The organism is Thermonema lapsum, from assembly GCF_011761635.1.
GTDB lineage: Bacteria > Bacteroidota > Bacteroidia > Cytophagales > Thermonemataceae > Thermonema > Thermonema lapsum.
In genome coordinates, this window is sequence record NZ_JAASRN010000001.1 from 591,776 (window position 1) to 617,862 (window position 26,087).

28 protein-coding genes and 1 tRNA gene are annotated in these 26,087 nt (G+C 45.8%); 3 read left to right on the top strand and 26 right to left on the bottom strand.

The window, feature by feature from the left end:
- Positions 1–116: 116 nt before the first annotated feature.
- From FHS56_RS02490 to FHS56_RS02535, 10 genes are all read right to left on the bottom strand, one after another.
- Positions 117–713, bottom strand: a complete 597-nt coding sequence (locus FHS56_RS02490; protein WP_166918299.1) for an START domain-containing protein — start codon at positions 711–713, stop codon at positions 117–119.
- A 22-nt stretch (positions 714–735) separates the two neighbouring features.
- On the bottom strand, positions 736–1,149 hold the full coding sequence (locus tag FHS56_RS02495; RefSeq protein WP_166918300.1) for a hypothetical protein: 414 nt from the start codon (positions 1,147–1,149) through the stop codon (positions 736–738).
- Positions 1,150–1,261: 112 nt separating this feature from the next.
- Positions 1,262–1,504 (bottom strand): OST-HTH/LOTUS domain-containing protein, encoded by a 243-nt coding sequence (locus tag FHS56_RS02500; RefSeq protein WP_166918301.1) that lies wholly within the window; start codon positions 1,502–1,504, stop codon positions 1,262–1,264.
- Between the two features lie 83 nt (positions 1,505–1,587).
- A complete protein-coding gene (sufD, locus tag FHS56_RS02505) occupies positions 1,588–2,859 on the bottom strand; it encodes a Fe-S cluster assembly protein SufD (RefSeq protein WP_166918302.1) in 1,272 nt (423 codons plus the stop codon).
- A gap of 17 nt (positions 2,860–2,876) precedes the next feature.
- Positions 2,877–3,641 (bottom strand): Fe-S cluster assembly ATPase SufC, encoded by a 765-nt coding sequence (sufC, locus tag FHS56_RS02510; protein ID WP_166918303.1) that lies wholly within the window; start codon positions 3,639–3,641, stop codon positions 2,877–2,879.
- 73 nt (positions 3,642–3,714) lie between these two features.
- Positions 3,715–5,172 carry a Fe-S cluster assembly protein SufB gene (sufB, locus tag FHS56_RS02515; protein ID WP_166918304.1) on the bottom strand — a complete coding sequence of 486 codons (1,458 nt, stop codon included), beginning with the start codon at positions 5,170–5,172 and terminating at the stop codon, positions 3,715–3,717.
- Positions 5,173–5,259: 87 nt separating this feature from the next.
- Positions 5,260–5,727 (bottom strand): Lrp/AsnC ligand binding domain-containing protein, encoded by a 468-nt coding sequence (locus FHS56_RS02520; RefSeq protein WP_166918305.1) that lies wholly within the window; start codon positions 5,725–5,727, stop codon positions 5,260–5,262.
- A 355-nt stretch (positions 5,728–6,082) separates the two neighbouring features.
- The gene (locus FHS56_RS02525; protein WP_166918306.1) at positions 6,083–6,325 is read right to left on the bottom strand and encodes a NifU family protein; all 243 of its coding nucleotides are present in this window, start codon (positions 6,323–6,325) and stop codon (positions 6,083–6,085) included.
- A gap of 60 nt (positions 6,326–6,385) precedes the next feature.
- Positions 6,386–7,459 carry an Mrp/NBP35 family ATP-binding protein gene (locus FHS56_RS02530; RefSeq protein WP_166918307.1) on the bottom strand — a complete coding sequence of 358 codons (1,074 nt, stop codon included), beginning with the start codon at positions 7,457–7,459 and terminating at the stop codon, positions 6,386–6,388.
- 84 nt (positions 7,460–7,543) lie between these two features.
- Positions 7,544–8,521, bottom strand: a complete 978-nt coding sequence (locus FHS56_RS02535; RefSeq protein ID WP_166918308.1) for a PhoH family protein — start codon at positions 8,519–8,521, stop codon at positions 7,544–7,546.
- A gap of 110 nt (positions 8,522–8,631) precedes the next feature.
- Between FHS56_RS02535 and FHS56_RS02540 the strand changes: the two genes are divergently transcribed.
- Together FHS56_RS02540 and FHS56_RS02545 are read left to right on the top strand one after the other, a co-directional pair.
- Positions 8,632–8,928, top strand: coding sequence for a putative quinol monooxygenase (locus FHS56_RS02540; RefSeq protein WP_166918309.1), 297 nt, complete (start codon positions 8,632–8,634; stop codon positions 8,926–8,928).
- Between the two features lie 163 nt (positions 8,929–9,091).
- A tRNA-Leu gene (locus FHS56_RS02545) sits at positions 9,092–9,175 on the top strand.
- 444 nt (positions 9,176–9,619) lie between these two features.
- Here FHS56_RS02545 and FHS56_RS02550 read toward each other — a convergent pair.
- From FHS56_RS02550 to FHS56_RS02580, 7 genes are all read right to left on the bottom strand, one after another.
- Positions 9,620–10,534: a DUF5655 domain-containing protein gene (locus FHS56_RS02550; RefSeq protein ID WP_166918310.1), complete on the bottom strand. Its 915-nt coding sequence runs from the start codon at positions 10,532–10,534 to the stop codon at positions 9,620–9,622.
- Positions 10,535–10,597: 63 nt separating this feature from the next.
- Positions 10,598–11,470 carry a DNA adenine methylase gene (locus tag FHS56_RS02555; protein WP_166918311.1) on the bottom strand — a complete coding sequence of 291 codons (873 nt, stop codon included), beginning with the start codon at positions 11,468–11,470 and terminating at the stop codon, positions 10,598–10,600.
- Between the two features lie 2 nt (positions 11,471–11,472).
- Positions 11,473–12,552, bottom strand: a complete 1,080-nt coding sequence (locus tag FHS56_RS02560) for a hypothetical protein (RefSeq protein WP_166918312.1) — start codon at positions 12,550–12,552, stop codon at positions 11,473–11,475.
- Positions 12,553–12,684: 132 nt separating this feature from the next.
- A complete protein-coding gene (locus FHS56_RS02565) occupies positions 12,685–14,001 on the bottom strand; it encodes a DUF1015 domain-containing protein (RefSeq protein WP_166918313.1) in 1,317 nt (438 codons plus the stop codon).
- A gap of 57 nt (positions 14,002–14,058) precedes the next feature.
- Positions 14,059–15,351: an anthranilate synthase component I family protein gene (locus FHS56_RS02570; RefSeq protein WP_166918314.1), complete on the bottom strand. Its 1,293-nt coding sequence runs from the start codon at positions 15,349–15,351 to the stop codon at positions 14,059–14,061.
- The gene (locus tag FHS56_RS02575) at positions 15,348–16,115 is read right to left on the bottom strand and encodes a hypothetical protein (protein ID WP_166918315.1); all 768 of its coding nucleotides are present in this window, start codon (positions 16,113–16,115) and stop codon (positions 15,348–15,350) included. The genes FHS56_RS02570 and FHS56_RS02575 overlap by 4 nt, the downstream gene beginning before the upstream one ends.
- 137 nt (positions 16,116–16,252) lie before the next feature.
- Positions 16,253–17,020, bottom strand: a complete 768-nt coding sequence (locus FHS56_RS02580) for a hypothetical protein (protein WP_166918316.1) — start codon at positions 17,018–17,020, stop codon at positions 16,253–16,255.
- A gap of 112 nt (positions 17,021–17,132) precedes the next feature.
- On the opposite strand from FHS56_RS02580, the gene pyrE reads away from it, so the two are divergent.
- A complete protein-coding gene (pyrE, locus tag FHS56_RS02585) occupies positions 17,133–17,771 on the top strand; it encodes an orotate phosphoribosyltransferase (RefSeq protein WP_166918317.1) in 639 nt (212 codons plus the stop codon).
- On the opposite strand, the gene FHS56_RS02590 is transcribed toward pyrE, so the two are convergent.
- The 9 genes from FHS56_RS02590 to nhaC form a co-directional block, all read right to left on the bottom strand.
- Positions 17,716–18,858: a glycosyltransferase family protein gene (locus tag FHS56_RS02590; RefSeq protein WP_166918318.1), complete on the bottom strand. Its 1,143-nt coding sequence runs from the start codon at positions 18,856–18,858 to the stop codon at positions 17,716–17,718. The genes pyrE and FHS56_RS02590 overlap by 56 nt on opposite strands.
- A 9-nt stretch (positions 18,859–18,867) precedes the next feature.
- Positions 18,868–19,740 (bottom strand): UDP-2,3-diacylglucosamine diphosphatase, encoded by an 873-nt coding sequence (locus FHS56_RS02595; protein WP_394352634.1) that lies wholly within the window; start codon positions 19,738–19,740, stop codon positions 18,868–18,870.
- 157 nt (positions 19,741–19,897) lie between these two features.
- Entirely contained in the window at positions 19,898–21,046 is a 1,149-nt protein-coding gene (locus FHS56_RS02600; RefSeq protein WP_166918319.1) for a hypothetical protein, read from the bottom strand.
- A gap of 134 nt (positions 21,047–21,180) precedes the next feature.
- The gene (locus FHS56_RS02605) at positions 21,181–21,423 is read right to left on the bottom strand and encodes a hypothetical protein (protein WP_166918320.1); all 243 of its coding nucleotides are present in this window, start codon (positions 21,421–21,423) and stop codon (positions 21,181–21,183) included.
- A gap of 419 nt (positions 21,424–21,842) precedes the next feature.
- Entirely contained in the window at positions 21,843–22,772 is a 930-nt protein-coding gene (locus FHS56_RS02610) for a hydrogen peroxide-inducible genes activator (RefSeq protein ID WP_166918321.1), read from the bottom strand.
- A 102-nt stretch (positions 22,773–22,874) separates the two neighbouring features.
- On the bottom strand, positions 22,875–23,291 hold the full coding sequence (locus tag FHS56_RS02615) for a c-type cytochrome (RefSeq protein WP_166918322.1): 417 nt from the start codon (positions 23,289–23,291) through the stop codon (positions 22,875–22,877).
- Positions 23,278–23,943 (bottom strand): SCO family protein, encoded by a 666-nt coding sequence (locus FHS56_RS02620; protein ID WP_166918323.1) that lies wholly within the window; start codon positions 23,941–23,943, stop codon positions 23,278–23,280. The genes FHS56_RS02615 and FHS56_RS02620 overlap by 14 nt, the downstream gene beginning before the upstream one ends.
- A 4-nt stretch (positions 23,944–23,947) precedes the next feature.
- Positions 23,948–24,388, bottom strand: a complete 441-nt coding sequence (locus FHS56_RS02625) for a hypothetical protein (protein WP_166918324.1) — start codon at positions 24,386–24,388, stop codon at positions 23,948–23,950.
- 142 nt (positions 24,389–24,530) lie between these two features.
- Positions 24,531–26,027 carry a Na+/H+ antiporter NhaC gene (gene nhaC, locus FHS56_RS02630; protein WP_166918325.1) on the bottom strand — a complete coding sequence of 499 codons (1,497 nt, stop codon included), beginning with the start codon at positions 26,025–26,027 and terminating at the stop codon, positions 24,531–24,533.
- Positions 26,028–26,087: the final 60 nt, after the last annotated feature.

Below are 26,087 nucleotides of genomic sequence, written 5' to 3' on the forward strand. Positions count from 1 at the left end.
TCCTATTCAGAGACACAGAAGCCGAATGATTTTTACCTGAGATGCTTTCATAATACAACCCCAAATCGAGTAAAAAGTTTTATTTAGAGCTATTTCGCACAACACACAGGCACAGGTTAGCGTGGCTTTTCCAATAAAGAGCGCATCCTTTTCAGCGTACCATACATACCCGCCAGCGCCATTTTTTTCTCCACATACGCAGGCAGCGATACCCGTACATCAGCGGCAAAGGTGTATATGATTTTCGAAATGCCATTACCCCTACTTTGTATATTCCACCAGCCATAGGCATTTAAAATTTCGACATACCCAGTACTTGCGGAATAGTAATCTCGCTCTACGCGCTGAACCACCACCTCCTCCCCTTTCGGCTCCTTTTTCAAAATATTTTTCAACACCAATATTCTGTCTTTGAATGGAAAAGGGAAGTGAATAAAAGCCCGACTCACCCATGCCGAATCACTTTGCACGGCAAGTGTTTCCATACGATACACTTCATTCACCCACAGATGTCCGCGCTTACTGTCGCGCAAGAGGTTCAAAACCGCTTGTGAAGAGGCTTCTACGCTCACCTCTCCTCTAACAACCACCAATTGATGGCGTGCATCATAAGCAGTATATAAACGGATGCCTTCCTTTTCTTCTTCGAAAACAAAAGAAAGTGCTGGAGCCTGTGCATACCCCCCAAAAGCCGCTGCCAGAAAAAAAAGCAAGCAGAGTGCTCTTCTTTTCGCCTTACAGTACATCTATGCCCTTGTTGTCGCGCATGTACTTTTCCACATCCCGCAAGAAGGCATTCCGGTCATCCGGACTCAACAGACGCAGCGGCACTCGCACCCACAGCCTTTTGGATTTGTCCACGATGAAAGTAACCATATGTGGCGTAATGTCCACTTCGGTTACCCGGTTCAAATCTAAATCATTTTTTGAAAGTAAGCCGGTATTGACCCATAGGCGGTCATCTTGCCAAACCACCAAAGGAGCGGCATAAAGCCAGAAGGCATATACCAAAAACAGGACGGCTGTCATCCACAAAACATCTGCCTGCGGGTGATGGACAGGATTCCACACGCCCCATACCAACAAAGGCAAGGCAAGCAAAGTTATGAGCACTGCCCGCACGGGATTGCGTGCATATTTTTTATTCATGAGCTTATTGTTCTTCTAATCTCTCCAACGCTTAGTGCAAAACAGACCCCACGAGCGCCAAGCCCGTGGGGCAAAATTATGCTTTTATGAGAGAAAGAAATGCCAAGGCACCTTATTTTTTCTTTAAGCGAGCATACACCGCAGGCGGTGAAATGGAGGTGTCCAGTTTCAGCTCTACCAAATGCGGATAGTTGCTTACAAAGCGCGACAGCTTGCCGTACTGTATCCCTTTGCTTCGCAACACCCCTCCTACCTCGGCAAGGTTTGCCCAGCCATCGGCACGGGTGCACTGCATCACCGCTTCCTTGAGGATACGCTCGATTTCCAGCGCTTTTTTTTCCGTTAGTTTTTCCATGGCTTCAAATATTTAAATTTTCATATTAGGTTGAAAATAGCCCTTCAATTTAAAAAACCAACGTAAAAAAAGGGCTTATAGTTTCAAGAAAATCGCTCTTGGAGACGTGCAAGCAAATATTCTTTCAACGAATCGTTGCCTACATGCTCGAGCACTTCACCAGCAAATGCCTGCAGCAGCAGCGCCTTCGCCTGTGATTGGGGAATGCCTCTTGCCCGCAGGTAAAAAAGCGCATCTTCGTCGATTTGCCCGATGGTAGCCCCATGCGAACACTTCACATCATCAGCCCATATCTCCAGCTGGGGTTTGGTGTTGATGCTTGCCTCTGGTGTGAGCAGTATGCTGCGATTCGACTGAAAAGCATTGGTTTGCTGCGCATCGGGGCGTACGTATATCTTGCCGTTGAATACTCCGGCTGATTGTTCATCATACACCCCTTTGTACAATTCGTTGCTCTGTGTTTTGGGAGCGATGTGGTCCACTATCGTATGGTGGTCGGCGTGGGCATGCCCACGAAGGTAGTTCAAGCCGTAAAAATGCGCTTCGGCATGGTGTCCCTTCAAAGCGGCACACAAATCATGACGTGTCATATTGCCCCCCAGTACGAAAGTTACATTGTGGTAGTGGGCATTTTGCTCTACATCGGCAAAGGTACGCAGCACACGGCTGTGATGGAAAGCTTCGGCTTCGGCAATATAGTGCTTCAATACAGCATCCTTTGCCAAATAAGCCTCTGTAAGACAGTTATGCAGGCTGTATAGGTTGCGCTCGCCATGAAAGAAATAAACACATTCGGCTTGTGCGCCTTCTTCCAAGATAAAAAGGTGGTGTGTGTTTTCTAATACTTCTTGACCTTCTTCGAAGTACACCGCCAAGGTCTGCGGCAGCACCTGTCCACGCTTTACCCAGACGAACAAACCGCTGGTCCACAGTGCTTCGTTCAACAAAACAAAATAGTCGTCTTGCAAGTGGGTGTGCTTGGCAAAATGGTCCTGTATTTTTTCTTGATATTTTTCAAAAGCCGTTTGCAAGCTGCATACTATATAGTTTGCCGTTTCTATTTCGGGCAGCTCGACTGCCTGTCCAGCGGCAAAACGCACATTCAAAGCATCGCCCTGCCATTGGGGCAGGGTTGACGCCACAGATTCGCCCGCTACCTCGCCCAATTTTTTCCACACGCTGCGTATGTTGGTATATTTCCACTCTTCATGGCGGGAGGCAGGCACTTCCTGTTGTTCGAGTTTGCCCAAAGCGGCTTTGCGCCATTCTGCCATCAAGGGCACGTCAGCGGCTAACTGCCGTTGTTGAGCTGCCAATTGTTGGTCAATTATACCGGTTGTTATTTTTGTTGTCATAGTTCAATCTGCGTCAATTAAAATGAAGCGTTGGCATCTACTTCTTCTTTAATCCAATCGTATCCGCGCTCTTCGAGTTCAAGCGCCAACTCTTTGGTGCCGGACTTCACGATGCGCCCCTTGTAAAGTACATGCACATAGTCAGGCTCTATGTAGTTGAGCAGGCGCTGATAGTGGGTTATCACGATAAAAGCGTTGTCTTTGGAGCGCAGTTTGTTTACACCCTCTGCCACAATGCGCAAAGCATCGATATCTAAGCCGGAGTCGGTTTCGTCGAGGATAGCCAGCTTGGGCTCGAGCAAAGCCATCTGCAGGATTTCGTTGCGTTTCTTTTCTCCGCCCGAAAAGCCTTCGTTGAGCGAGCGGTTGACCAAGCTGCTGTCCATCTCCACGAGTTTCATTTTTTCTTTGAGCAGTTTCAAGAACTGCACGGCATCGAGCGGCTCCAATCCACGGTATTCACGCACAGCATTCAGGGCTGTTTTTAGGAAATTGGCAGTGGTAACGCCCGGAATCTCTACCGGATATTGGAAAGCAAGAAAGATACCTTCGCCAGCTCTTTCTTCGGGCTCCAGTTCCAAAAGGTTTTTTCCCATAAACAACACCTCGCCGCCAGTTACTTCATAGTCTTCACGCCCCGCCAACACATTGGCTAAAGTACTTTTGCCCGAACCGTTGGGTCCCATGATGGCATGCACTTCGCCCGGTTTCACTTCCAGATTCAGACCTTTGAGGATTTCCTTTTCTTCTACGCGCGCTTTTAAATCTTTTATAGACAACATAGGATGTTCAATGTTTAGATTTGGTTTGATTCAACAAGAAAGAAAGATAAACAAAAGGGCAAGACAAGCGGCATCAACCCACGCTGCCTTCCAAAGAGATAGCCAGTAGTTTTTGCGCCTCCACGGCAAATTCCATAGGCAGCTGCTTGAGCACCTCTTTGGCATACCCATTGACAATCAGCGCCACGGCGGTTTCGGGGTCTATGCCTCGCTGTTGACAATAAAACAGCTGGTCTTCGCCTATTTTCGAGGTGGTTGCTTCGTGCTCTACTATGGCTGTGTTGTTTTTTACTTCTATATAGGGGAAGGTATGGGCACCGCACTTGTCGCCAATGAGCAGCGAGTCGCATTGAGAGAAATTACGGGCATTTTCTGCACGGCGGTGCACCTGCACCAAGCCACGGTATGAGTTTTGGCTCTTACCGGCAGAAATACCTTTCGACACAATGCGGCTGCGGGTGTTCTTGCCTATGTGAATCATCTTAGTGCCGGTATCTGCCTGTTGGTAGTTGTTGGTTACTGCCACCGAGTAGAACTCGCCTACAGAGTTGTCGCCTTTGAGTATTACTGAGGGGTATTTCCAAGTGATGGCAGAGCCGGTCTCTACTTGTGTCCAAGAGATTTTAGAGTTTTTGCCGGCACAGATGCCCCGCTTGGTTACGAAGTTGTAAATCCCTCCTTTGCCCTCTTTATCGCCCGGATACCAGTTCTGCACCGTGGAGTATTTGATTTCGGCATTGTCTAAGGCAATCAACTCCACCACGGCAGCATGCAGCTGATTTTCATCGCGCATGGGGGCAGTGCATCCTTCCAGATAGCTCACATAGGACCCTTCCTCGGCAATGATGAGCGTGCGCTCAAACTGTCCTGTGTTTTGTGCGTTGATACGGAAATAGGTAGAGAGTTCCATAGGACAACGCACCCCCTTGGGAATATACACAAAAGAGCCATCGCTAAATACCGCCGAGTTGAGAGCAGCGAAGAAATTGTCAGTGACTGGCACCACACTGCCCAAATACTTGCGCACCAAGTCGGGGTATTCTTGTATAGCTTCGCTGATAGGACAAAAGATGATGCCCAGCTCTGCCAGCTTTTCGCGGAAGGTAGTAATGACCGATACGCTGTCCATGACTGCATCTACTGCCACGCCGGTAAGGCGCTTCTGCTCTTCGAGCGAAATGCCCAGCTTTTCAAAAGTGCGGCGTAGTTCGGGGTCTACCTCGTCGAGGCTTTTGGGGCGCTTTTTTTGTTTGGGCGCCGCATAGTAAATAATATCTTGGTAGTTGATGGGAGGATATTGAATATTTGCCCAATGATGGGGCTCTTCCATTTTCTGCCACTGCCGGAAGGCATTTAGACGCCACTCCAGCATCCAGCTGGGCTCGTTTTTCTTATTCGAAATCAAACGAATAATATCCTCATTTAAGCCCTTGGGGGCGGCTTCTATCTCTACATTGGTCGTAAAACCATATTTATAGTCCGAGTTGATGTGTTTTTGCAAAACGTCGTCGGTTGAATGAGGCTTACTCATAGAGTATCTTTCTTATTTAGACTAATTTCAATCACTGCAAAATTAACAAAAATTCTCCGATAATGTTTCTTCTACATTGGAAAAATCTTAGTTATCAGATAATAAATGCGGTCTATTGAAACGCTCTTCGAGCGATATGAGTGTTTCGGTACGCTGCACACCCGGCAGTTTTTGCAGGCGGTCGTGCAGGAAAGTGCGTAGGTGCGCCGTATCACGGCAAATCGCCTTCAGAAAAATGCTGTAAGCTCCTGTGGTATAGTGCACTTCTACCACTTCGGGCATTGCCTCCAGCGCGTCGGCTACAGTCTCGTAGTAGGCGCTTTTTTCCAAAAATATGCCTATGAAGCAGGTGATGTCGAAGCCGAGCAGGTTTTCAGCTATTTGGAGGCGGCTGCCCAATATGATGCCCGCTTGTTTCATTTTCTTGATGCGCAGGTGCACCGTACCCGGTGAGATAAACACACGTTCAGCTATTTCCTGATACGACAAGTCGCTGTTCTGCAGCAGCAGATTCAGGATGGCACGATCGACCTCATCTATTGAATATTTTTTCATAAGCGGCTCCTTTTTTTACAAAAAATTAAAAATTATTTACTAAAACAGCGCACAAACACAATAAAATCTATTTTTTTAAAAATTTAAATGAATAATTTTTAGCAAAAATAAACTTTGTTATATATTTGCAACAAGCAAAGACACAAAATTGTAGGGTGATGAAATTGGCAGCCATGCCCGCCGGTCTCGCGGGTGGGGATAAGGGAGAAAGTCGTCTGCCGGGTGCTTTTGGGCAGTCTGTGCCATGGCAGATGCACCTAACCGCCCCGTGGAGGTTCGAATCCTCCCCCTACAGCAAAAAAGCGCCCCTTGCAGGGCGCTTTTTTTGAGGTATCGTTGTGCCAGTGAAGCAACTTTAGCCTATACTCACATTGACCGCCTCAATTGCCTTCACCTCTGGTACAGCCCTACGAATAGCTTCCTCTACGCCTGCTTTGAAAGTCATGGAAGACATAGGGCAAGAGCTACAAGCCCCCAATAGTTCCAGTTTTACTACTAGGTCGTCGGTTACTTCCACTACCCGTATATTGCCGCCATCGGTCTCCAAATAGGGGCGGATGTTGTCAAGAGCAGCTTCTATTCGTTCAATGATAGACATAGTGTTTGCCTGTAAGTCAGTTACAAGGATAACATTATTTCCAATGAGGCTGTTCCTGTTTTAGACGGTTGTTTCGGCTTGAGCATTGCGCACTGCCAGTTGTTGTGCCAAAGAAGCCGCTATGGCGGCAAAAGCTTTCCCTACGGGATGCTCCTCTTCGATAGCAATGGGCGTGCCGACATCACCGCCTTCACGCAAGGCTTGCACCAAAGGCACTTCGCCCAAGAAAGGTATATCGAAGCGTTCTGCCAACACTTTGCCGCCGTCTTTTCCAAAGATATAGTATTTGTTTGCGGGCAGTTCGGCAGGCGTGAAGTAAGCCATGTTTTCAATCAAGCCCAAAAGAGGTACTTGTATTTGCGGCTGCCGGAACATGGCAATGGCTTTGATGGCATCGGCGAGAGCTACCTTTTGGGGGGTAGTTACCACCACTGCCCCGCTCAAGGGAATGGCTTGCACCAAAGTGAGGTGGATATCGCTGGTGCCGGGCGGCAGGTCAACCAGCAGATAATCGAGTTCATCCCAATATACATCGCCAAAGAATTGAATCAGCGCTTTGCTTGCCATAGGTCCGCGCCACACAATGGCACTCTCTTCGGGGGCAAGAAAGCCCATAGAAATGACTTTCACTCCATGTGCCTGCACGGGGATGATGTATTGCTTGCCATCGATGTCTTGCACGGGCGGATGCTCCCCTTCCACGCCAAGCATGGTAGGGATAGAAGGACCGAATATATCGGCATCTACGATACCCACACGGGCACCGGTTTTGGCTAATGCTACAGCAAGATTGACCGTAACGGTCGATTTGCCAACGCCCCCTTTACCAGAAGCAATGGCTATCACATTCTTCACCCCCTGAATCAAGGGAGCTTTGGCTGAAGGTGCCACCTCAGCAGTCATGTGAATGTCGATGTTCAGGTCGTCGCCCAAATGACGGCGCAGAGCTTCTTCACAGTCATTTTTTATTTTTTCTTTCAAGGGGCAAGCGGGCGTGGTCAGCACTACGGTAAAACGTATTTGCTTGCCCTCTATCTCTACATCTCGTATCATATTGAGCGAAACCAGGTCTCCCTTCAAATCAGGCTCCGGCACGGTGCTCAAGGCTTGCAACACTTGTTCTTTTGTAATCATAGCTTTGATAAATTGTGTATTAAGAAGTACGGTGTATCTTGTTTTCTTACGAGGGCGCAATTTACAACAAAAACGACTTGTGCCTTATGCACTGTTGTTGCCTTCTTTACCCTCGTATTTCTCATATGCTTTGATGATGGACTGCACCAACTTATGACGCACCACGTCTTGAGTGTTCAGCTCCACAAAGCCAATCCCCTTTACGCCACGCAATACCTCCATGGCTTCGACCAGCCCGGAGCGCTGCTTTGGTGGCAAGTCTATTTGCGATTGGTCACCGGTTACGATGACTTTCGAGTTGGGTCCCATGCGTGTCAAGAACATTTTCATCTGCATGGGGGTTGTATTTTGTGCCTCGTCCAGCAACACAAAGGCATCGTTCAGGGTGCGCCCCCGCATGTATGCCAGCGGGGCAATTTCAATGACCCGGTTCTCTTCGTAAAATTTAAATTTTTCGGCGGGTATCATGTCGTCTAAAGCGTCGTAAATAGGACGCAGATAAGGGTCCACTTTGTCTTTGAGGTCGCCGGGCAGGAAACCCAAATGCTCGCCAGCCTCGACGGCAGGGCGTGTGATGATAATCTTTTTCACCAATTTGTTTTTCAAAGCACGCACTGCCAAAGCTACCGATATGTAGGTTTTGCCCGTCCCTGCCGGACCCAAAGCAAATACCAAATCGTTTTCAAAAGAAGCTTTGACCAGCTGCATTTGATTGAGCGTACGTGGCTTGATGGGTGCCCCTTGCACGCCATACAACAAAATTTCGTCGCGAAAGTCTTCTAGTTCTTCTATTTGCCGCTCGTGGGAATGGTCTTCGCGCAGCAAGGTCTGCACCTTGTCCACGCTCAGATGACCGTAACGGTGGTAGTGCTCCAAGAGAGCTTGTATGATGGCGTTGATTTTGATGATTTCGGGCGGTCGTCCCTGAATGCGGATTTCGTTGCCTCGGGATATGATGCGGCTGGCAGGAAAAGCCGCTGCTACTTCTTTGATGTTGGCGTTGCCTACGCCTAAAAAGTCAACCAAGGATACGTTTTCTAAAATAATTACTTTCTCTATCAAGCGCTCTCTTGTTTTAGGTTTTGTGATGAATATTTTGGACTACACAAGCAAATTTATTCTTTATTTTTGATTCCTGAACAGTGATTTGATTAGAAAACACGAAAAAAAGCATGATTGTTCGCATCGTTTGCATGAGCTTTGACGAAGCCCATATCGACACTTTCTTGCGGCTGTTCGACAGCTACAAAGAGCAAATACGCAGTTTTGACGGCTGTTTGCATTTAGAGCTGCTGCAACAAGAAAGCACCCCTTCGGTCTTTTTCACCTACAGCCATTGGCGCGATGAGGCTGCTTTAGAGAATTATCGCCAGTCGGAACTCTTTCGTAAGGTATGGGGCGAAACCAAAAAGTATTTCAACCGGCAGCCGCAAGCCTGGAGCCTCAAACGACACCACTGCCTGCCTTAATTTTCAGCAGCAAAACCCAAAGAAAAAAGCTCTTTTATCTATTTGAAAGCAAAGCAGTTGCTGTTTTTTCTAAAAAAAATTTCTCAAAAATATTTTGCGGTTTTGAAAAGGCTCTCTAAATTTGCATCACCAATTCACGGAAAACCCAAGAGCAAAACAAAAAACCCGGGTGGCGGAATTGGTAGACGCGCCAGACTCAAAATCTGGTGGTGGCAACACCGTGCGGGTTCGAGTCCCGCCTCGGGTACTAAAAAACCGATGCTTGCTGCATCGGTTTTTGCTTTTTTAAGCCACAGGCTTCTTTCTAAGTTTGTGCTTTTTGTGTTTCTGTTTCTTTGCCCTTGCTTTTTCAAGCGCAAGCGAGCAAGTTCTTTTCGATTTCTTTGTCGCTTAGCTTAAAATTACTCGCTACGCTCTAAGCGGCAGCCTACGCTTTTCGAAATGAGGGACGTAATTTTTTTTTGAACAGAAAAACCAATTTGGCTATTATCAAGGACAGTTTTAGTAACTTCCTATCGCAAGCAATAAGCTAACAACACTACCCACAAGCACTAAAAAATTCAACCATTTCAAGTTAGTTCTCTTTCCATTCTTAAACCCACATTGGTTTCCTTTCTGCAATGTTGGTGAGTGCATGAAAAAAGTAGCCGACATTAGGAAGCTATTTTTTTACACACTTTGTTGACATCCGTTATTTTTTGTTCTTTTTCAAAGATTGTTTTATTAAGCTCAAAATGTATTCTAAATCGTCATCATTTTGGATTTTTATTTCATAATCTCCATTTCCCCAGTGTCCAATACCTGAAACGTCTTTTGCAATTCCTTTTGGGTCGTCAAGTTCGCCTTTAGCCAAATTGAGCCAAATTTTTAATGCCTTTCTTTGCGGTAATATATCAACAACATTTCTTCCAGAAACAAATGCTATATAAAGCTTTGTAGGCTTAACTTCAAGATTGTCTAAATTCAAAATAGCAGATTTTAATTTCTCATAAAGCTCTTTTATCTCTTGGGTTGCATTTGCCAAATGCTCTTCTTCTGTATAAATTTTAATTTCTCTTGCTACTGTGTCAATGTTTGCATCAGATTTTGAAATGGTCTTTATACTTTCTTTTGCATCGGCTTTTCGTATTTGTTCAAACGATACAGTTCCATTCTCATAGCGTTTAACTTCCCATAATTCAATAGGCAAATCTTTAAAGTTTATCGCTTCCCTTTGATAATCGGTAAAAGATGGTGAAACAAACAAAACCCTCGACTGCGACCAATCGACATCGGTTTTCTTTAATGTCTTGCCGAGGTTTTCGTTAAACTCCAATATGAAATCTGCTTTATTATTCAGCATTAAAGATAAATAAGCGTATCCTTGGTCTATTACGCTAAAATTTTTATCCCGTTTATATTCGATTATCACGAAAGCATTGGACTCTCTGTCAAAAGCAAGGGTATCGATTCGGAAGTTCTTCAATACAAATTCAGATTTTACAAGTTCAAGCCCGAATATTGTTTTCAGGTTGTTTTCAGTCAATTCCTGAAGCTCCTTCTCAAGGCGAAACGGCTTTTCTTTAATGTATTCTAAATGATTCCCTATGATTTTATATAGTGCCATTTGTTTCTTGTTAAAAATGTAAAAAATTCATAAGCTTTAATATTTGCAATTACTCGGCATTATTTATAAACTTTTCTGGGTAGTATTTCTTTTTTCACATTCATCAAATAATGTTCTGATTTTTTGTTTTTTTGTTTCTAACGGATAGTTGGAAATAAACAGCTCGTTTCCTTTTTGGTTTCCGTTATTTCCTATGTTTCGCATTCCGTAAGTCAAGTTCCATTCTTTGATATTGGCAAACGAAAATAAATCTCTGATATATTCACTATCGTCATAAGTAACAAGCCATTTATGATTGGTGCGCTTTAATACTTCTGCAAATCTTTTATGGTCGAAGATTTTATGTAAATTACCTTTTTTACCGTAAAGGGCAGATTTTGTTGCCGAATAATATGGTGGGTCTAAAAAGATAAAAACATTTTCACCTTCTGCTTCGATGACTTCTTGATAATCAAGATTTGTGATTTTTGTATTATCTAAAATCTTTGATAATGCTTTCACTCTTTCTATACTGGATTGCGTAAAGCGTTTATTATACGCTGCATTTGAGTAACCACCACTTTCGGTTGTTCCTGAAAATGTTATCCTGTTAATAACAAAAAATGCTGCTGCCTTATTTAAGGCATCAAACTTATCAATATTGTCAAGTAAATATTTGTATAATTCTTTACCAGCAGTTGCGTTATCGCGCCAATGTTGAATTTGTTCAATGAGTCTTTTAGGATTTTGTTGTGTTTGTTTCCAAAAATGATATAGATTTTCATAAATATCGTTTATCCAAAATTTTTTATTTGGAAATTTTTGTTTGAGATATACAAAAACAGAACCACCACCTACAAAAGGCTCCCTAAATTCATCAAATTCAGGAATTAAAGGGGCAATGAATTTTATGGCTCGACTTTTTCCACCGGGATATCTTAACGGACTTTTTATCATTTTTATTCGGCTTTTTCAATCAATATTTTAAAATTGTTTTCGTTTGCTTCGTCAAATAGTCGTTTTAGCATTTCTTTTTGTCTGTGGTTCAATTCAAGATTTGTCTCAAAATCAGTTAGGTAAATATCGTTTGTCAATTTTGACGAAGTGAGTTTTAGAACAGGGATTGCATCATACTCTTTGTCATTTACAGATACGTTTTTCAAATTCGTATAAAGCATCATTTTTAGCAAACCGTCTTTAATGTCGCCAATGCTTGGCAAAATAGAGGTTCGAGAATGTTTGGCTTCAATCAAATAAATTTTATCGTTTTCTATTCTAATTTCATCTGTGGTAAAATAATATTTTCCGCCAAGATAGTTTTCAATGGTGATAGTTGCTTTTGTAAAAGTTGATAAAGCTTCTTTCGGTTGAATAGTTTGCATTTCACGTTTTTGTGCTTCTTGTGCTTTTTGTCGTGATGTTTGCATAAAGTCTTTAACACCGTTAATAAATTGATTGGCAAATCGGTCAATTCCTTGTTCATTGTGAAATGCCACATTTAATCGTTTTCCGATTTCATTGTAACTTTCTTTTACCCTCTGAATTAAATATGGAAACGATTGCTCAATTTCTTTTAAATTCCAATGCAAAGCCGAACTGTGATAGTTTTTGATTTCAGCAATTTTTTGCTTTACTAATTCATTATCAAATTGTTGTTTGGTAATTTTATCTTCTTGTTTTTTGTGCTTTTCAGCTGCATTATAGTAGGCAAAAACCACAAAAACGTCAAGCAAACTCATCAATGAAATAGTATCCCATTGAACAAAGTCTCTGTCGCCGTTTTTGCCTTCATCTTTGATTATTGGAATAACTGTAATTCGTTTGGCAGTTCCAAGTGTGTTATAGACTCTTTCATAAGGATAAGACCGGGTTCTTTTAGGTGAAACCCATTTTGATAAACCAAACGAAAATCCGTCAAAATTGATTAAACAATTTGCTGGCAATCTATTTATGTCAAAACCGCTGAAGTCAAACATTTTCAATTGGCTTGTCAGTTTCGGCTCGTATTCAATTCCTTTGATTTTTGCTGTAATATCCATAAAATCAAGCTTCTTTTTTCATATTTTTAATACAATCCTCCCTACAACATGCCTTGATTGGGTATCTCTCTTGCTTTGTTTTTTCAAGACCACAAGCATCCTTTGCAAGGTGAGCAAGACAGCGGCTGCCTGCTATGAGAACAAACGGTCAGCAAGGGCGTTAAATTCGTCGTCGTGTACGCTGCCAAACAAAAAGCCACACACTACTTTTGGATAAAAGTAAGTAGATTTTTGCGGCAAAGTATGCCCACTATAGCACACTTCCTTAACCGTTTCTATGCTGATTTCGCGATTGATGAGCGCAAGTTGTGCCTCCCCGCTGCGCACTTTATCAACGCACTCGCCCAAGCTGCGTGTGTAGTGTATGCTTTTGCTCTTGGCTTGTTCCTTGCCGGGAATGCCCAAGGCTTTTTCTATGACCAAAGCATGCAATACCGTCAAGTCTAAACGCTTGATGAGGTCAGGGAAATCCCAAGGTACTAAGTCCTCCAGCTTGTCGGTGAGCTCGGCTTTCAGGCGGATTTTCAAATAGCGTCCGGGCAATATCACCCCAAACGCCCAAGGTTTGCCCGTGATGATTTCCTGCAAGGTGTAAGGGTCAGCGACGGGCTTTATGGTAAAATAAGGTTCAAGTGCCGCACAGAAGCTTTGTGGGTCAAAGTTTTCTAAACCTGAAATCAATCGATGGGTGGGCAGAATGCGGATATCATCGGCTTCGGTGTTGGTGAAATACATTAGGTGGTAGTTGTAGGGCTCGTGCCCGCTGTGGTGTGGGTTTTGGCGCATACGCTCTTTCCTGTATGCCAGAGAAGCCGAATAGCGATGGTGCCCATCTGCCAATATTACAGCTTTGTCGCGCATGAGGTCGATAAAACAACGAATGGCTTCGGCATCATGAATGACTGCCAGCTTGTCCACTACTCCTTGATAGTCTTCGGTTTCATAGAGGGGTGCCTGCATGGCTTCATCCATGAGGGGCTCGAGGCAGTGCGATGGGTCGGTATAGAGCCCGTGAGTGGGCGCCACGTTGAGGCGTGTGTGCCGCAGCATTTCCAGACGGTCTTCTACCGACTGCGGTATGGTGTTTTCATGACGCAACACCACTCTTTCCTCCCAGTCATAGGCTTTAATGTTAGCAATAAAACCTTTGCGACAAAAAGTCTTATCGATGCCGGGCAACGAAAAGTATTGATAATACACATAAATGGCAGGCACGGGGTCGTGTACCAATATACCTTCCCGCTTCCATGCCTCCAGGCGGCGGGCTACATTTTCGTAAGGGGGTACGTCTTGCGGTACCGATAGATGGATGCTGTTGTAAGGGTTTTGGTAGAGCATACGGCACTGCGCCTCTGAAATCACATCGAACAAAGGCGAGGTATAGTCTTCTATTTGCTTTGCAAAACGGGGATGATAGCGCCAAGCACGCAAGGGTCTTATTTCTGCCATAAGGGAGTACTGCTTCTGATTTGAAAAAATTAGGGCAGGCAATTTAAGAAATAGTGCTCATATGCCTGTTAAGATTTCGCGCATGGCTTCGGCTTTGAGCAAACACTCTGCCCATTCTTGTGCCGGCGAAGCATCGTAGGTAATAGCGCTGCCCACTTGGAAAGACAGGCGGCGGCTGTGGTCGTTGTAAAAAATGGTGCGTATGAGTACGTTCCAATCGAAGTCGCCTTGGGGGGTGATGTAGCCCAAAGTTCCAGAATACCAGCCTCTTTTTTGTGTTTCGTAATGTTCTATCAACTCCATAGCTCTGACTTTGGGCGCACCGGTCATGCTGCCCATAGGAAAGGTAGCTGCCAGGCAGTCGATAAAGGTGGCTTGTGCAGGCAGCTGCACCGAGATGGTCGATACCATCTGGTGTAGGCGCCGAAAGGTGTAAATACCGAAAAGCTCTTCTACTTCTACCGTGCCTGCTATGCCCACACGTGCCAAGTCATTGCGCACCAAGTCCACAATCATCATGTTTTCGGCACGCTCTTTTTCGCTGTAAAACAATGCTTGCTTTATTTTTTCGTCTTCTTGGGGCGTCTGTCCTCGGGGGGCGGTGCCTTTGATAGGCTGTGAAACAAGGCGATTTCCTTGCCGCTTCATGTAACGTTCGGGCGAAGCCGACAACACATAGTATTGCCCCAAGCGTGCAAAGGCAGCAAAGGGCATGGGTGAACGCTGGTTCAATGCCTGAAACAGAGCAAAGGGGTCTGGTAGGTAAGCTTCGGCTTGAAACTCTATGCAATAATTCATTTCGTAAATTTCGCCATTGCGGATGTCGCAGCGGATGGCTTCCACCGTCTTTTCATAGCGCTCTTGCGAAGTGGTGGCATGTATTGCTCCTACGTAAGCGGCTGTGGCTTGCCCGGCAGACGGCAGGCAGTAAGCTTGTGCTAAGAAGTCTTCAAGTGAGCCGCTTAGGCAAACGACTTCATCGTTGCGGTGCTCAAATACCCATTCCGGACTGAACAGATAAAGGTCAGGAAAACCCAAGAAGTCGGCATTACGACTATGCAGCCGCTCGAAGGCATTCTTCACGTCATAAGCAATCACACCAAACCACCAGTTGCCGGCAAGCGTTTCTTGCAAGCGATGCAGCGCCTGCCTGTCGGGACGGGACAACTTTATGACACGGCGTGCCCCTACTGCCAAGAGTTCCCGAAAACGCCCATAAGGATACTCGGGCGTATGGGCTGCATTGGCGAAAGAGCACAGCCAATGTTCAAATCCACGGGTTAGCTGCTGCAGTTCGTGCCAAGAGAGTTTACTTTGCTCTGGTTTCAAAGAAGCTTTTGCCTGACTCATTGCTTTGGAGTTACCAATGGATGCGGTTCGCCATAATGTGGCACACCCGACAAGCCCACCCGGTAAAAACGCAGGAAGTAGAGCGTACCGGGCTTCAAGTTATTAAAACTCACTTGTTTCACCAAAGCAGAAGCAGATAAGCAAGCAAGCAACTCATCGTCTCCTATCACAAACTCTCGTTTATCCAAGGCATTTAGCAAAGTTACTTCACGACGGCTACCTAACAATACCCCATAAGGTGAACCAACCAGTTCGAGTACATTTGCTTTGCAGGAATCACCAAAGAAAAGCACTATATCGAAACTCAAAGACGTCGGTGTAAGATTTACATTATTGACAAAACCAAAGGAAAGCACGTAGCGTTCTACCCCTCCCAAGAGAATTTCACCCGACGACTTGACAGCATAAGCACGTGCAATTATGGCTTTCTCTTTGACACCTATGAGGGCAGCTACCGGAAACCGCTCGCTAAAAACCCGCGGCTCGGTGAAGGCACCTTGTGCTACCTTCAATACCGTATCGGGCTCAAATGCTGTCGGGTCTTTGTCGATAGCCAACAAAAAACCATACTCTACGATGGTATCAGCAGGGCTTACATCCACCAAGGCGCCCCGCAGTTCAATTTCACGAGGCGTAGCGCGCAGCGTAGGCAAAGTAGCCACTTTGGACACCCGCTCAAAAGACAAATTGCAGGCGAAATGTAAAAATACAGAGGCAAGACATAGCTGCAAAAAAAGCAGACGGTGGATTCTTTTCTTACACATAAGCTCCCCCTATGATATTGCAGATGTATATACGTTTACTGGCAAGCAAAGTGAAAGAAACACAAGTACTTTTTTTAGTAACTTTGCTCTGCCGGGTGTAAAAAACAATGTTTTCAACAAAGAGACTTTTGCCTGACTCATTGCTTCGGAGTTACCAATGGATACGGCTCGCCATAGTGCGGCACACGCAACGAATCCACCCAGTAAAAACGCAGAAAATAGAGCGTAGCGGGCTTCAAGTTATTAAAACTCACTTGTTTCACCAAAGCAGAAGCAAATAAGCAAGCACTCAACTCATCGTCTCCTATCACAAACTCTCGTTTATCCAAGGCATTTAGCAAGGTTACTTCACGACCGCTACCCAACAATACCCCATAAGGTGAACCAAACAGTTCGAGTACATTTGCTCTGCAGGAATCACCAAAGAAAAGCACTATATCGAAACTCAAAGACGTCGGTGTAAGATTTACATTATTGACAAAAGCAAAGGAAAGCACATAGCGTTCTACCCCTCCCAAGAGAATTTCACCCGACGACTTGACAGCATAAGCACGTGCAATTATGGCTTTCTCTTTGACACCTATGAGGGCAGCTACCGGAAACCGCTTGCTAAAAACCCGCGGCTCAGTGAAGGCACCTTGTGCTACCTTCAATACCGTATCGGGCTCAAATGCTGTCGGGTCTTTGTCGATAGCCAACAAAAAACCATACTCTACGATGGTATCAGCAGGGCTTACATCCATCAAGGCGCCCCGCAGTTCAATTTCACGAGGCGTAGCGCGCAGCGTAGGCAAAGTAGCCACTTTGGACACCCGCTCAAAAGACAAATTGCAGGCGAAATGTAAAAATACAGAGGCAAGACATAGCTGCAAAAAAAGCAGACGGTGGATTCTTTTCTTACACATAAGCTCCCCTATGATATTGCAGATATATATACGTTTACTGGCAAACAAAGTAAACGAAGCCCAAGTAGTTTTTTTAGTAGTTTTGCCCCAGGAGGAGCAAAAAAACAACAACATGGACTCAAATAGCTTATCACGCCGCATTGCTCATGAATTGCTGCACATTGGTGCTGTAAAGATACGCCCCCATGAGCCTTTCCGGTGGAGTTCCGGCTGGCTCTCGCCTATTTACTGCGACAACCGGCTCACGCTTTCCTATCCTGCTTTGCGCAGTCAGATAAAAGAAGGGCTGGCAGGACTTGTGCGCAAGCATTTTCCGCAGGCAGAAGGGATAGCTGGGGTTGCCACTGCCGGCATTCCACAAGGCGCCTTGGTAGCCGACACCCTAAACTTGCCTTTTTGTTACGTGCGCTCCAAGCCCAAAGAGCACGGCATGGGCAATCAAATAGAAGGGCGTTTCGATGAAGGGCAAGCTATTGTGGTGGTCGAAGACCTTATCTCCACAGGTGGCAGCAGCTTGAAAGCTGTGGAAGCGCTGCGGGCTGTCGGTGCCCGGGTGTTGGGCGTCATTGCTGTTGTTACCTATGGTTTTGAGCATGCCCACGAAGCTTTCGAGCAGGCAGGCATTACTTATTATACACTCACCGACTATAATCAAATCATAGAAGTCTATGCGCAGCAGGAAGGTATGGACGAAGCTACTCGGCAATTATTGAACCGTTGGCGCCTGATGCCTGAGCGTTGGCAGCCATAAGACTTCCTCCGGTCGCTGCATCCAATAGTTGCAACAGTTTTTGCTGTCCCTGCATATGCCATGCACGGGTTTCTTTGATGCGGGCTTGGTGTTGGGGCAAGTATTGCAACAGCAGGTCTAAATTGAAACGCTCTGCCCAGATGCCGGCACCGGCACGCACGGCGTCAAGGGCGTTGCACACCTGCTCATATTGCCTGCGGATAGGCACCATCAAAACAGGCTTGCCCATCACCATGGCTTCACACACCGACTCGAAACCGGCGGTAGTTGCCAACGCCCGACACGAAGCCATCATTTTCAGGAAAAGAGTACCGTCCAGACGGTGCAGCGTGAGATTGGGCTGCGGAGAATAGCGGGGTGGTGCTCCCGGGCGGTCCCAGAAGCAGTGCACTTCTATGTGAGGATTTGCCCGCTGCCATTCCATAATTTCTTTGCCGTATCCGGCATTGTTTACATAGGCTAAAATGAAATTGCCTTCTGTCGGCTGCTGCTCATATACTTCGGGGCGCAAGAGGGGCGCCACTACTTTAATTTTGCCAGTATCGGCATAAGCGTCATCAAAAGAAAGGGCTAAATGCAGCAGTGCCCCGCGAGCGGTCATGCGCGTATTGAGGGTAAGCCCCAGACGGTCAAGCCCCCAATACGGGTGCCGAAAGTCGGGATGTTCGAGCAGGTATTGGTGTCCGATACAAACCATAGGCACCCCCAAGGAACGGCGTCCGTGAGCTATGCCAGCAAGCAAATCATAAAAATTCACAATCAGGTCGGGACGGTAGTGTTTCACCCATTGCCTTATTTGCTGGGCACTGTGCAAAAAGTGCTTGAGCCGCCATAGGTTATGCGAAAGAGTATCGCCCCAAGCTACGCCTTTGTTCTCTTTGTCTTTCAAGAAATTAGGGCTATCGAACAAATGCAGGGGCTCGGTTAAAGCAGCAGTAAAGAAAGCAGGCAGCGCCCTTCCTTCTACCCTACCCACCAAGACAGCGGCTACGGTATGACCGGCTTTCAAAAGCATGCTACGCAGGGCTAAAGCTTGTGTCATATGCCCTCTGCCCTCGCCTTGCACAATAAATAAAAAACGTGCCATAGACAGCCACTAAAAGTTCGAAGGGGCAGTCATCTTGTCCAGCCAAGTGGCTACATAAAAGGATTCTACTTCATCGAGCTCATCGGTTTCCTCTACGCTTTCTTGCATCACTTCTTTTGCGATGCTTTGCTCATCGGCATAATGAAGAATTTGCCAGTTGCCTCTGTCGTCTTCTACAAGGGCGGTCAAAGATTCGACCCAGTCGCCGGAGTTCATATAAAGCACACCGTCAATTTCACGGATAGCCGCGCAGTGAATATGCCCGCAAATGACGCCGTCGCAGCCTTTGCTTTTTGCCAAAGCAGCCAGCTGCTCTTCAAAGTCAGAGATGTAGTTGACCGCTGTCTTTACTTTGCTTTTTATCTTTTGAGAAAGAGAGTAATAAGGCAAGCCTTGTTTTGCCCGATAGTGGTTGTATTTTTTATTGAGCCACAGCAGGAAAGTGTATCCTATGTCGCCCAGTTTGGCAAGCCAACGCAAGTTGGAGGTGATGCTGTCGAATACGTCGCCATGGGTAACGTAAAAACGACGCCCATGGCTTTCATAAACATAGTCGCGCAGAATAGACAAACTGCCGATGTGCAAGGGTAAAATCTGATCTAGGAAGTCGTCATGGTTGCCACGCAGATAAATCACATTTGTTTTATGCTTCTCAATCATACGCAAGATGAGCTTGAAGAAGCGAGTATGGCGTTTGCGCCAGCGCCCATAGCGTTTCAGCTGCCATGCATCGATGATGTCGCCATTCAGGATGAGGGTTTCGCAACTGTATTGCTTTAAAAAGCGCACCAATGCCTTGGACTTAGCCCCCGAAGAACCTAAGTGCACGTCTGAAATCACAATGGTCTTGAAGTGTTGCTTGGCAGGCTTTCTCATAGTCATGCCTCTGTTGGTTCTGGCATAAAAGTAAAGAGAGCATATCACCGCACTATGAGAAAAGCATTAGGGTTTTGTTAAGCTTGAAGGACGATTGTTAAGAAACGAAGAAGAGAAAGGACAGCTGCCTGCGCTGTCTTTTCTCTTCTTATTGAGCGTGGTATCATTCACTGCTCAAGGTATATATTTTCAGCAAGCTATGATTTTTCTGTTCCGATTCTTCTGTGGGGGACAACAAAGCCGCCAGCTTATCGGGACCAAGCAAAGCTACCGGCTTGTCTATATCTTCGGGCAGGTCAACATTTAAGACCACCCGCTTGTCAGACAGACGATAATACACCATACCATAAAATAAAGGCGGCTGTTCCGTTTCTGGAAAGCCCGGATGTTCTTTTATGAATTGCTGTAATCGCTCCTTGGTATATGCTTTACGGTAAATGAGTGCCAAGGTATCTTTTCCTAACAACTGCACACGCACAAAGCGGCTGGTCAGATAAAGGTCAGCATAGTCGTCTATGATAAACTCGGTACTACCGGTCTTATAGGTCTGCACCGTGAAAGCATCTATTGGCAGCCGTTCTACTGCTACTTTTTGCTTGCTTTGCAAGTCAAATATCACCAATAAAGGCTCGCTTACCGGCACCACATAGAGATAGCGTTCATTTCCATCGAACAAATACAAGCCGGCATTTAGATAGTAAAACTTTCCACCTTTAAGCAAGCTACCTTCTTCGGGGAAGGTTCCTAACCAATGGGCTTGTCCTGTGGAAAGGTCATAAACCCATAGGTAAGGGGTGTTTTGTTGATACAGTTGCGGGTCACTCCAACCGCCTTGTGGTGGGTCGATAGCTACTATTTGCTGCCCTATGACGCGCGGCCACAGAAACGGCGCAAAAGTTTGACGCCTGCGCTCTACGGGTATAGAAGTTGCAAAATCGCCTTTCCGGTAGTCATAGAGTAAGAGCTTTGAAATATGAGACACTGCCACTAAAGTGTCATTAAAAAAGCCCATGTTTTGAAAGAGGAAAGGGTAAGCGTCGGGTGTATTGCCTTGTTTTTTAAAGGTATAGGTTTTCTGCTTCTCCAAATCAAACACCGTAACGCTTTGAGCCTGTGGGTTTCTAAACAAGAAAAGACGCCCGTTGCGCAAGCCTTCGGGCATTAGATTTGACTCTTCGATGACATACGTCTTGCCCTGACGCCACTTGTAGAGCCGCGACTCTTCTTTCGTGCCTTCCAGACCAGCGCAAGAGAGCAGAAAAAGGCATAAAAAGACAGAGCAAAGTACGGGGAGAGTAAAGTACCTCATCATAGTTTTATTTTTTTAGTGTTAGCAAGTATTGTTGTTGCGTAATTTAAAAAATTGTAGAAATAAAAAGAGAGAAGGGCATTAAATGTCTATTTTTTACCCCTCCCGAAAGACTATAAATAAAACAGCCCCTCAAGTCATTGTCCGCTCAAAACAGGTGGTCTTCCTCCTCCACCGTCACCGGAACAGGGTATCACACAGATGCTTTCGCCCACGTTTAAGCAGTAAACCTTACCAGTGCCTTCTTCCTTAATCCCCTTAATCTCACAAAGTGAGATTTGTGATTTGAGAGGTTTAGTAGTAGGCGACAGCAACAGCAATAAAACGAATGTTGCTGTAAGCAAGAGTAAACTGCGGGTAATTTGCTTTACTTTTTTCATGACTCTGTAGCGTTTAGTTCAACTTGGGAAAAATATAATAAGCAAAAAAAAAAAACAAGTTTTAGCTATTTTTTCAAATATCTCTTATTGGAAAACATGCTCAGGCTGCCTCGAGCGAACTTCTTCGCCACAAGCTTTTGACAAATATTCAGCGCGGCGGTTCCAGCTTGAGTACGAAATATTGAAACCAACGGGCGCGGCTGCACCTACACAATGCCGGCTTGGGGTTGCTTCCATCATGCTTGACAAGCACAAAAGTTGAGAAGAACTGCCCGGCAAAGTAGTTTACAACTCTGTAAAAAAAACGTCTTAGTATTTTTGTTGAAAGCAGACAAGCCATCGAAGGCGAGGCAGCGCTTTTCATTAAGGGGCGCACGCTCGCTTGATGAATCACAGTCTTTGCGCTCAACGCTTCGCCCCTATCGCCACTCAACTTTCCGGTAAGCCTTGGCTTCCATCAACTCGGCAGGCACCAAAGCACGCAAGAGCGCATGCACCGACGCCAAAAGCTGCTCTTTAATGAAAGAGCGATGCACAACAAGACTCACCTCCCGCACGGCGTTTAGTCCTTTTAACGGACGCACAAAAGCCACATCTGTTTCATGCTGTACACTCAAATAAGGCACCAGCGTATAACCAAGCCCTTCTTTCACCATGTTTTTTAGGGTTTCTATGCTTCCGGCAGCCAACTCAAAAGAGGCTGCCGTTTGAGGGCGGTCCTGTCCGCATAAGCGCAATGCTTGCTCTCGAAAACAGTGCCCTTCCTGCAGCAACAAAAGCGTTTGATTGTTCAGCTCTTCTAAGCTTATTTCTTTTTTGTTTAGCAAAGGACTTTTAGGGGGTAAATAGAGCAAAAAAGGCTCATAGAACACCGGTATTTCCCGCAAGTCTGCTTCATCGAGCGGAGTTACTGCCAAAGCCCAATCCAAGTCGCCACTGCGTAGTGCCTCGATGATGCGCTCGGTTGTCATTTCACTGATTTCAAAGTAAGCTTCGGGGTGTTGACGACTCCATGCTTTCAAAAAGGGCGGCAGCAAGTAGGGCGCCAGCGTAGGAATCACCCCCACCTTATAGCGCCCTTCCAAGCGGCTGCGTTCTTCGGACAACCATGCCCTTAGTTGATTCAATTCATTCCATATGTGCTTGGCTTTTTCTATTACCATGCGCCCATGTTCGGTAGGCTCTATGGGGCGCTTGCTACGGTCAAAAATTTGAAAGCCGATTTCTTCTTCCAGTTTTTTCAGCTGCATGGTCAGTGTGGGCTGAGTCACACAGCAGGCTTCGGCAGCTTTGGCAAAATGCCGGTGCTCGTCTAAGGCTACCAAGTAGTGTATTTGCTGAAGATTCATAATAAACACAGGTTTTAACCATAAAACAACGGACAAAATAGCAAAAACAGCAGCCTACTCAGACTGCTGTTGCTTGTGAGGTATGAACTTTCATTTCTGGCTTTATTCTTTACACTGCTGCAAGTCTTTTTTTATTTGTGCTGGCGAGCGTTCGGGCAGGTCGTTGTCCCAAGCCGTCAGCACATAATTCACGATGTTGGCTATCTCCACCTCCGACAGTTGCGTATTTGCCGGCATAGGTTGGTTGAAGGTTTTGCCATTGACCACCATCTCGCCCTGCATGCCATAGCGAATGATGCAGGCGATTCGGTCGGGGTATCGCTGCACAAAGTCAGAGGCGTTAAGTGGTGGAATCAATTGGCGCAAGCCTTCGCCCCGTTCTCCATGACAGCTTGCGCAATGCCGTGTATAAAGTGCCTTGCCTTTATGCTCTCCGCTGAATACATACAAGTTCAGCAGGAACAGAGCGCCAAAAAGCAGGGGTATCAGGCTCCACCACCATATTTCATTTTTCATCATGGGTAGAAGCGGTTTCTTTCAGCAACAGTTCGATGTCTTCTATCAGTTTTTTTGTGTCTTGTGGGTCAGTGCCATTGTAAACGCCCCGTATATGGCGCTGACCGTCTATCAGTAGCAAAGCACCGCTATGAACATAGCCTCCGGGAGCAGCGGGGTCTTCGCTGGCAGTAACCATATAATGCTCTGCAATAGCATAAATATCTTTGCGGTTGCCTGTCACGAAATGCCATTTGGGTGCTGTTACGCCCAATTTTTCTGCATAAGCTTTCAATACTGGCACTGAATCATACTTGGTATCGATGCTGTGCGAAAGGAAGAGTACACGGTCGTCATTCTGAAAGTGCTCATATACTTTAAGCATCTCTGCCGACATTTTTGGGCAGATGGTCGGGCAGGTAGTAAAGAAGAAGTCGGCAACATATACTTTGCCTTCAAAGTTCTTCTCAGTAATGGTGTCTCCTTCTTGATTGATAAAACGGAAGGGCGGAATACGATGGTAAACCGTATCTACTATGGTTTGTCCGTCGGCAGTTGTACGGCTTACTACTTGCTTTTCCCCCAGATAGGGCAAGCGACGCTCTTCTTGCTTGCATGCATAAAACACCACGACAAGCGCCCAAATGAAAAGGTACAGATTCAATTGACGATACATAGTTTTACTTCTGTTTGCTTTGTTGAACGGAATCCACGAAAGCACGGCTCTTGTCAATAGCCTCTGCCATCTGTTTTCCTACTTGCTCTATTTTTTCTTTTTCTTGTTCAAAAAAGCGCAAGAGCTCCTCTTTTGTGGCATCTTCTGGCTTTTTGTATTCGCGCATCCAGCGCATCATGGCTTCTTCGGCTTCATCAAGCATCTTGAGCTGCGACGCCACTCGGCTGCTGTCCACAGACAGGGAATCGCGAAAGTATGCCAACTGCTCTTGCAAGCGGTGTATTTCCCCCATGCGCATCATGATGCTGTCGTGCAGCTGTTCTACACTTTCACGGGCTGCTTCTACAGGGCTTGCTACCTCTTTTTTATCGTGCTGCTCCCCCTCTACCCCACAGGCTGTCAGTGCCAATGCCAAAAAAACAAGTCTGATTTTTTTTCGAAACATAGTCTTAAATTTTTTGCTATAACAACAAAGCAAAGTTATAGAAAGTTACCAGCTCTACCAATGGAAACGGTAGAACGTATGCAAAAAACAAAGACCGGCTTCTATGAACCGGTCTTGCAGCGAAGCTTTTTTGATGTAGCCTTTATGACTTCAGCACGTAACCTTCTGTTTCTTGGGACTCTGTTGCCTGCGTTTGGTTTTCCTTTAAATAGCGTATCTTAATGTTCAGAAAACCAAAAAGCATGGTCATCAGCGGGCTTAGCAAGCAGAAGAAAGTAAAAGGCGCATAGGTGAGTGTAGCTACGCCCAAAACTGACGATTGCGTGGCACCGCAGGTATTCCAAGGCACCAAGACCGAAGTAACCGTACCCGAGTCTTCGAGGGTGCGACTCAGGTTTTCGGGCGCCAAACCCCGTTGGCGGTACGTATCGGCAAACATACGCCCGGGTACCACAATAGAGAGGTATTGGTCGGAAGCTGTAATATTGAAAAAGATACAAGTACCTGCGGTAGAAGCAATCAGCGCACCCGTAGAGTGAGCCATACGCACGATGTGCCGGGTGATGGCTTCAAGCATTCGACTCGATTCCATAATCCCACCAAAGACCATAGCCGACAGAATAAGCCATATGGTGGGCAACATGCCTGCCATCCCTCTGGTACTCAAAAGGTCGGTTACCACTGGCTCAGAAGTAGTAATCTTTGTGCTTGTGTAAACAGCCTTCATCAACACTTCATAGTAGGTTTGCCAAACAGCATTGCCCCCTCCCAGTTCCACAATCAGCGGCGATTGAGTAAGCAAAGCAGCCACTATGCCCAGCAAAGTACCTGCCAACAAAGCAGGCAAGGCGGCTACTCCTTTCACTATCATGAAAATAACGATGAGTGGCACAACAAGCAAACTCCAATGTACCCAAAACTTCTGCTCAATGGCATGCAGTATATGACTGACATCTACCGACTCGTTGGCAAGGTCTAAGTTAAGCCCCCAGATTAAGAAAATAAGCAAAGTAATGAGCATAGAAGGTATTGTGGTATAGGTCATATAGCGGATGTGGGTAAACAAATCGGTACCTGATACTGCTGGTGCAAGGTTGGTTGTATCGGACAAAGGCGACATTTTATCGCCAAAATAAGCACCAGATATGATAGAACCAGCAATAACGCCTTCTTCCAAACCCAAAGCTTTGCCAATACCAAAGAGCGCGATGCCCACCGTGGCAATCGTGGACCACGAACTACCAGTAGCCAAAGAAACCACTGCGCTGATTACACAAGCAGCAAACAAAAAGATGGTAGGGTTCAGTATTTTCAAGCCGTAATATATCATGGTAGGCACTACGCCGCTAATCATCCAAGTGCCTGCCAGCGAGCCAATCAGCAAAAGGATAAGAATCGCGCCCATAGAGGAATCGATGCTTTTGAGCACCCCTGCCCGCATTACTTTCCAAGATACCCCTTGTGAGCCTGCCAGCAAAGCTGCCACCGCACCCGACAGTATCAAGACTATCTGATTGGAGCCACTCAAACCATCATCACCAAAAATGCTGATGTTAATGGCAAGCAAAGCTATCAAAAAGAAAATAGGAATAAGGGCGATACCCAGAGGGGGAATGGGCGTAGATGTCTGTTCACTCATATAGTTTGCATTTTGTTTTGAAAAGCGCTTTTTTAAACAAAAATTCTTTGCAAAGGTAAA

What these genes read in the sequence shown, in the direction of transcription:
- FHS56_RS02495 (WP_166918300.1), bottom strand. Translation starts at nt 1,149, where the DNA reads ATGAATAAAAAATATGCACGCAATCCCGTGCGGGCAGTGCTCATAACT.
- FHS56_RS02500 (WP_166918301.1), bottom strand. Translation starts at nt 1,504, where the DNA reads ATGGAAAAACTAACGGAAAAAAAAGCGCTGGAAATCGAGCGTATCCTC.
- sufD (WP_166918302.1), bottom strand. Translation starts at nt 2,859, where the DNA reads ATGACAACAAAAATAACAACCGGTATAATTGACCAACAATTGGCAGCT.
- sufC (WP_166918303.1), bottom strand. Translation starts at nt 3,641, where the DNA reads ATGTTGTCTATAAAAGATTTAAAAGCGCGCGTAGAAGAAAAGGAAATC.
- sufB (WP_166918304.1), bottom strand. Translation starts at nt 5,172, where the DNA reads ATGAGTAAGCCTCATTCAACCGACGACGTTTTGCAAAAACACATCAAC.
- FHS56_RS02520 (WP_166918305.1), bottom strand. Translation starts at nt 5,727, where the DNA reads ATGAAAAAATATTCAATAGATGAGGTCGATCGTGCCATCCTGAATCTG.
- FHS56_RS02525 (WP_166918306.1), bottom strand. Translation starts at nt 6,325, where the DNA reads ATGTCTATCATTGAACGAATAGAAGCTGCTCTTGACAACATCCGCCCC.
- FHS56_RS02530 (WP_166918307.1), bottom strand. Translation starts at nt 7,459, where the DNA reads ATGATTACAAAAGAACAAGTGTTGCAAGCCTTGAGCACCGTGCCGGAG.
- FHS56_RS02540 (WP_166918309.1), top strand. Translation starts at nt 8,632, where the DNA reads ATGATTGTTCGCATCGTTTGCATGAGCTTTGACGAAGCCCATATCGAC.
- FHS56_RS02550 (WP_166918310.1), bottom strand. Translation starts at nt 10,534, where the DNA reads ATGGCACTATATAAAATCATAGGGAATCATTTAGAATACATTAAAGAA.
- FHS56_RS02555 (WP_166918311.1), bottom strand. Translation starts at nt 11,470, where the DNA reads ATGATAAAAAGTCCGTTAAGATATCCCGGTGGAAAAAGTCGAGCCATA.
- FHS56_RS02560 (WP_166918312.1), bottom strand. Translation starts at nt 12,552, where the DNA reads ATGGATATTACAGCAAAAATCAAAGGAATTGAATACGAGCCGAAACTG.
- FHS56_RS02565 (WP_166918313.1), bottom strand. Translation starts at nt 14,001, where the DNA reads ATGGCAGAAATAAGACCCTTGCGTGCTTGGCGCTATCATCCCCGTTTT.
- FHS56_RS02570 (WP_166918314.1), bottom strand. Translation starts at nt 15,351, where the DNA reads ATGAGTCAGGCAAAAGCTTCTTTGAAACCAGAGCAAAGTAAACTCTCT.
- FHS56_RS02575 (WP_166918315.1), bottom strand. Translation starts at nt 16,115, where the DNA reads ATGTGTAAGAAAAGAATCCACCGTCTGCTTTTTTTGCAGCTATGTCTT.
- FHS56_RS02580 (WP_166918316.1), bottom strand. Translation starts at nt 17,020, where the DNA reads ATGTGTAAGAAAAGAATCCACCGTCTGCTTTTTTTGCAGCTATGTCTT.
- pyrE (WP_166918317.1), top strand. Translation starts at nt 17,133, where the DNA reads ATGGACTCAAATAGCTTATCACGCCGCATTGCTCATGAATTGCTGCAC.
- FHS56_RS02590 (WP_166918318.1), bottom strand. Translation starts at nt 18,858, where the DNA reads ATGGCACGTTTTTTATTTATTGTGCAAGGCGAGGGCAGAGGGCATATG.
- FHS56_RS02595 (WP_394352634.1), bottom strand. Translation starts at nt 19,740, where the DNA reads ATGACTATGAGAAAGCCTGCCAAGCAACACTTCAAGACCATTGTGATT.
- FHS56_RS02600 (WP_166918319.1), bottom strand. Translation starts at nt 21,046, where the DNA reads ATGATGAGGTACTTTACTCTCCCCGTACTTTGCTCTGTCTTTTTATGC.
- FHS56_RS02605 (WP_166918320.1), bottom strand. Translation starts at nt 21,423, where the DNA reads ATGAAAAAAGTAAAGCAAATTACCCGCAGTTTACTCTTGCTTACAGCA.
- FHS56_RS02610 (WP_166918321.1), bottom strand. Translation starts at nt 22,772, where the DNA reads ATGAATCTTCAGCAAATACACTACTTGGTAGCCTTAGACGAGCACCGG.
- FHS56_RS02615 (WP_166918322.1), bottom strand. Translation starts at nt 23,291, where the DNA reads ATGATGAAAAATGAAATATGGTGGTGGAGCCTGATACCCCTGCTTTTT.
- FHS56_RS02620 (WP_166918323.1), bottom strand. Translation starts at nt 23,943, where the DNA reads ATGTATCGTCAATTGAATCTGTACCTTTTCATTTGGGCGCTTGTCGTG.
- FHS56_RS02625 (WP_166918324.1), bottom strand. Translation starts at nt 24,388, where the DNA reads ATGTTTCGAAAAAAAATCAGACTTGTTTTTTTGGCATTGGCACTGACA.
- nhaC (WP_166918325.1), bottom strand. Translation starts at nt 26,027, where the DNA reads ATGAGTGAACAGACATCTACGCCCATTCCCCCTCTGGGTATCGCCCTT.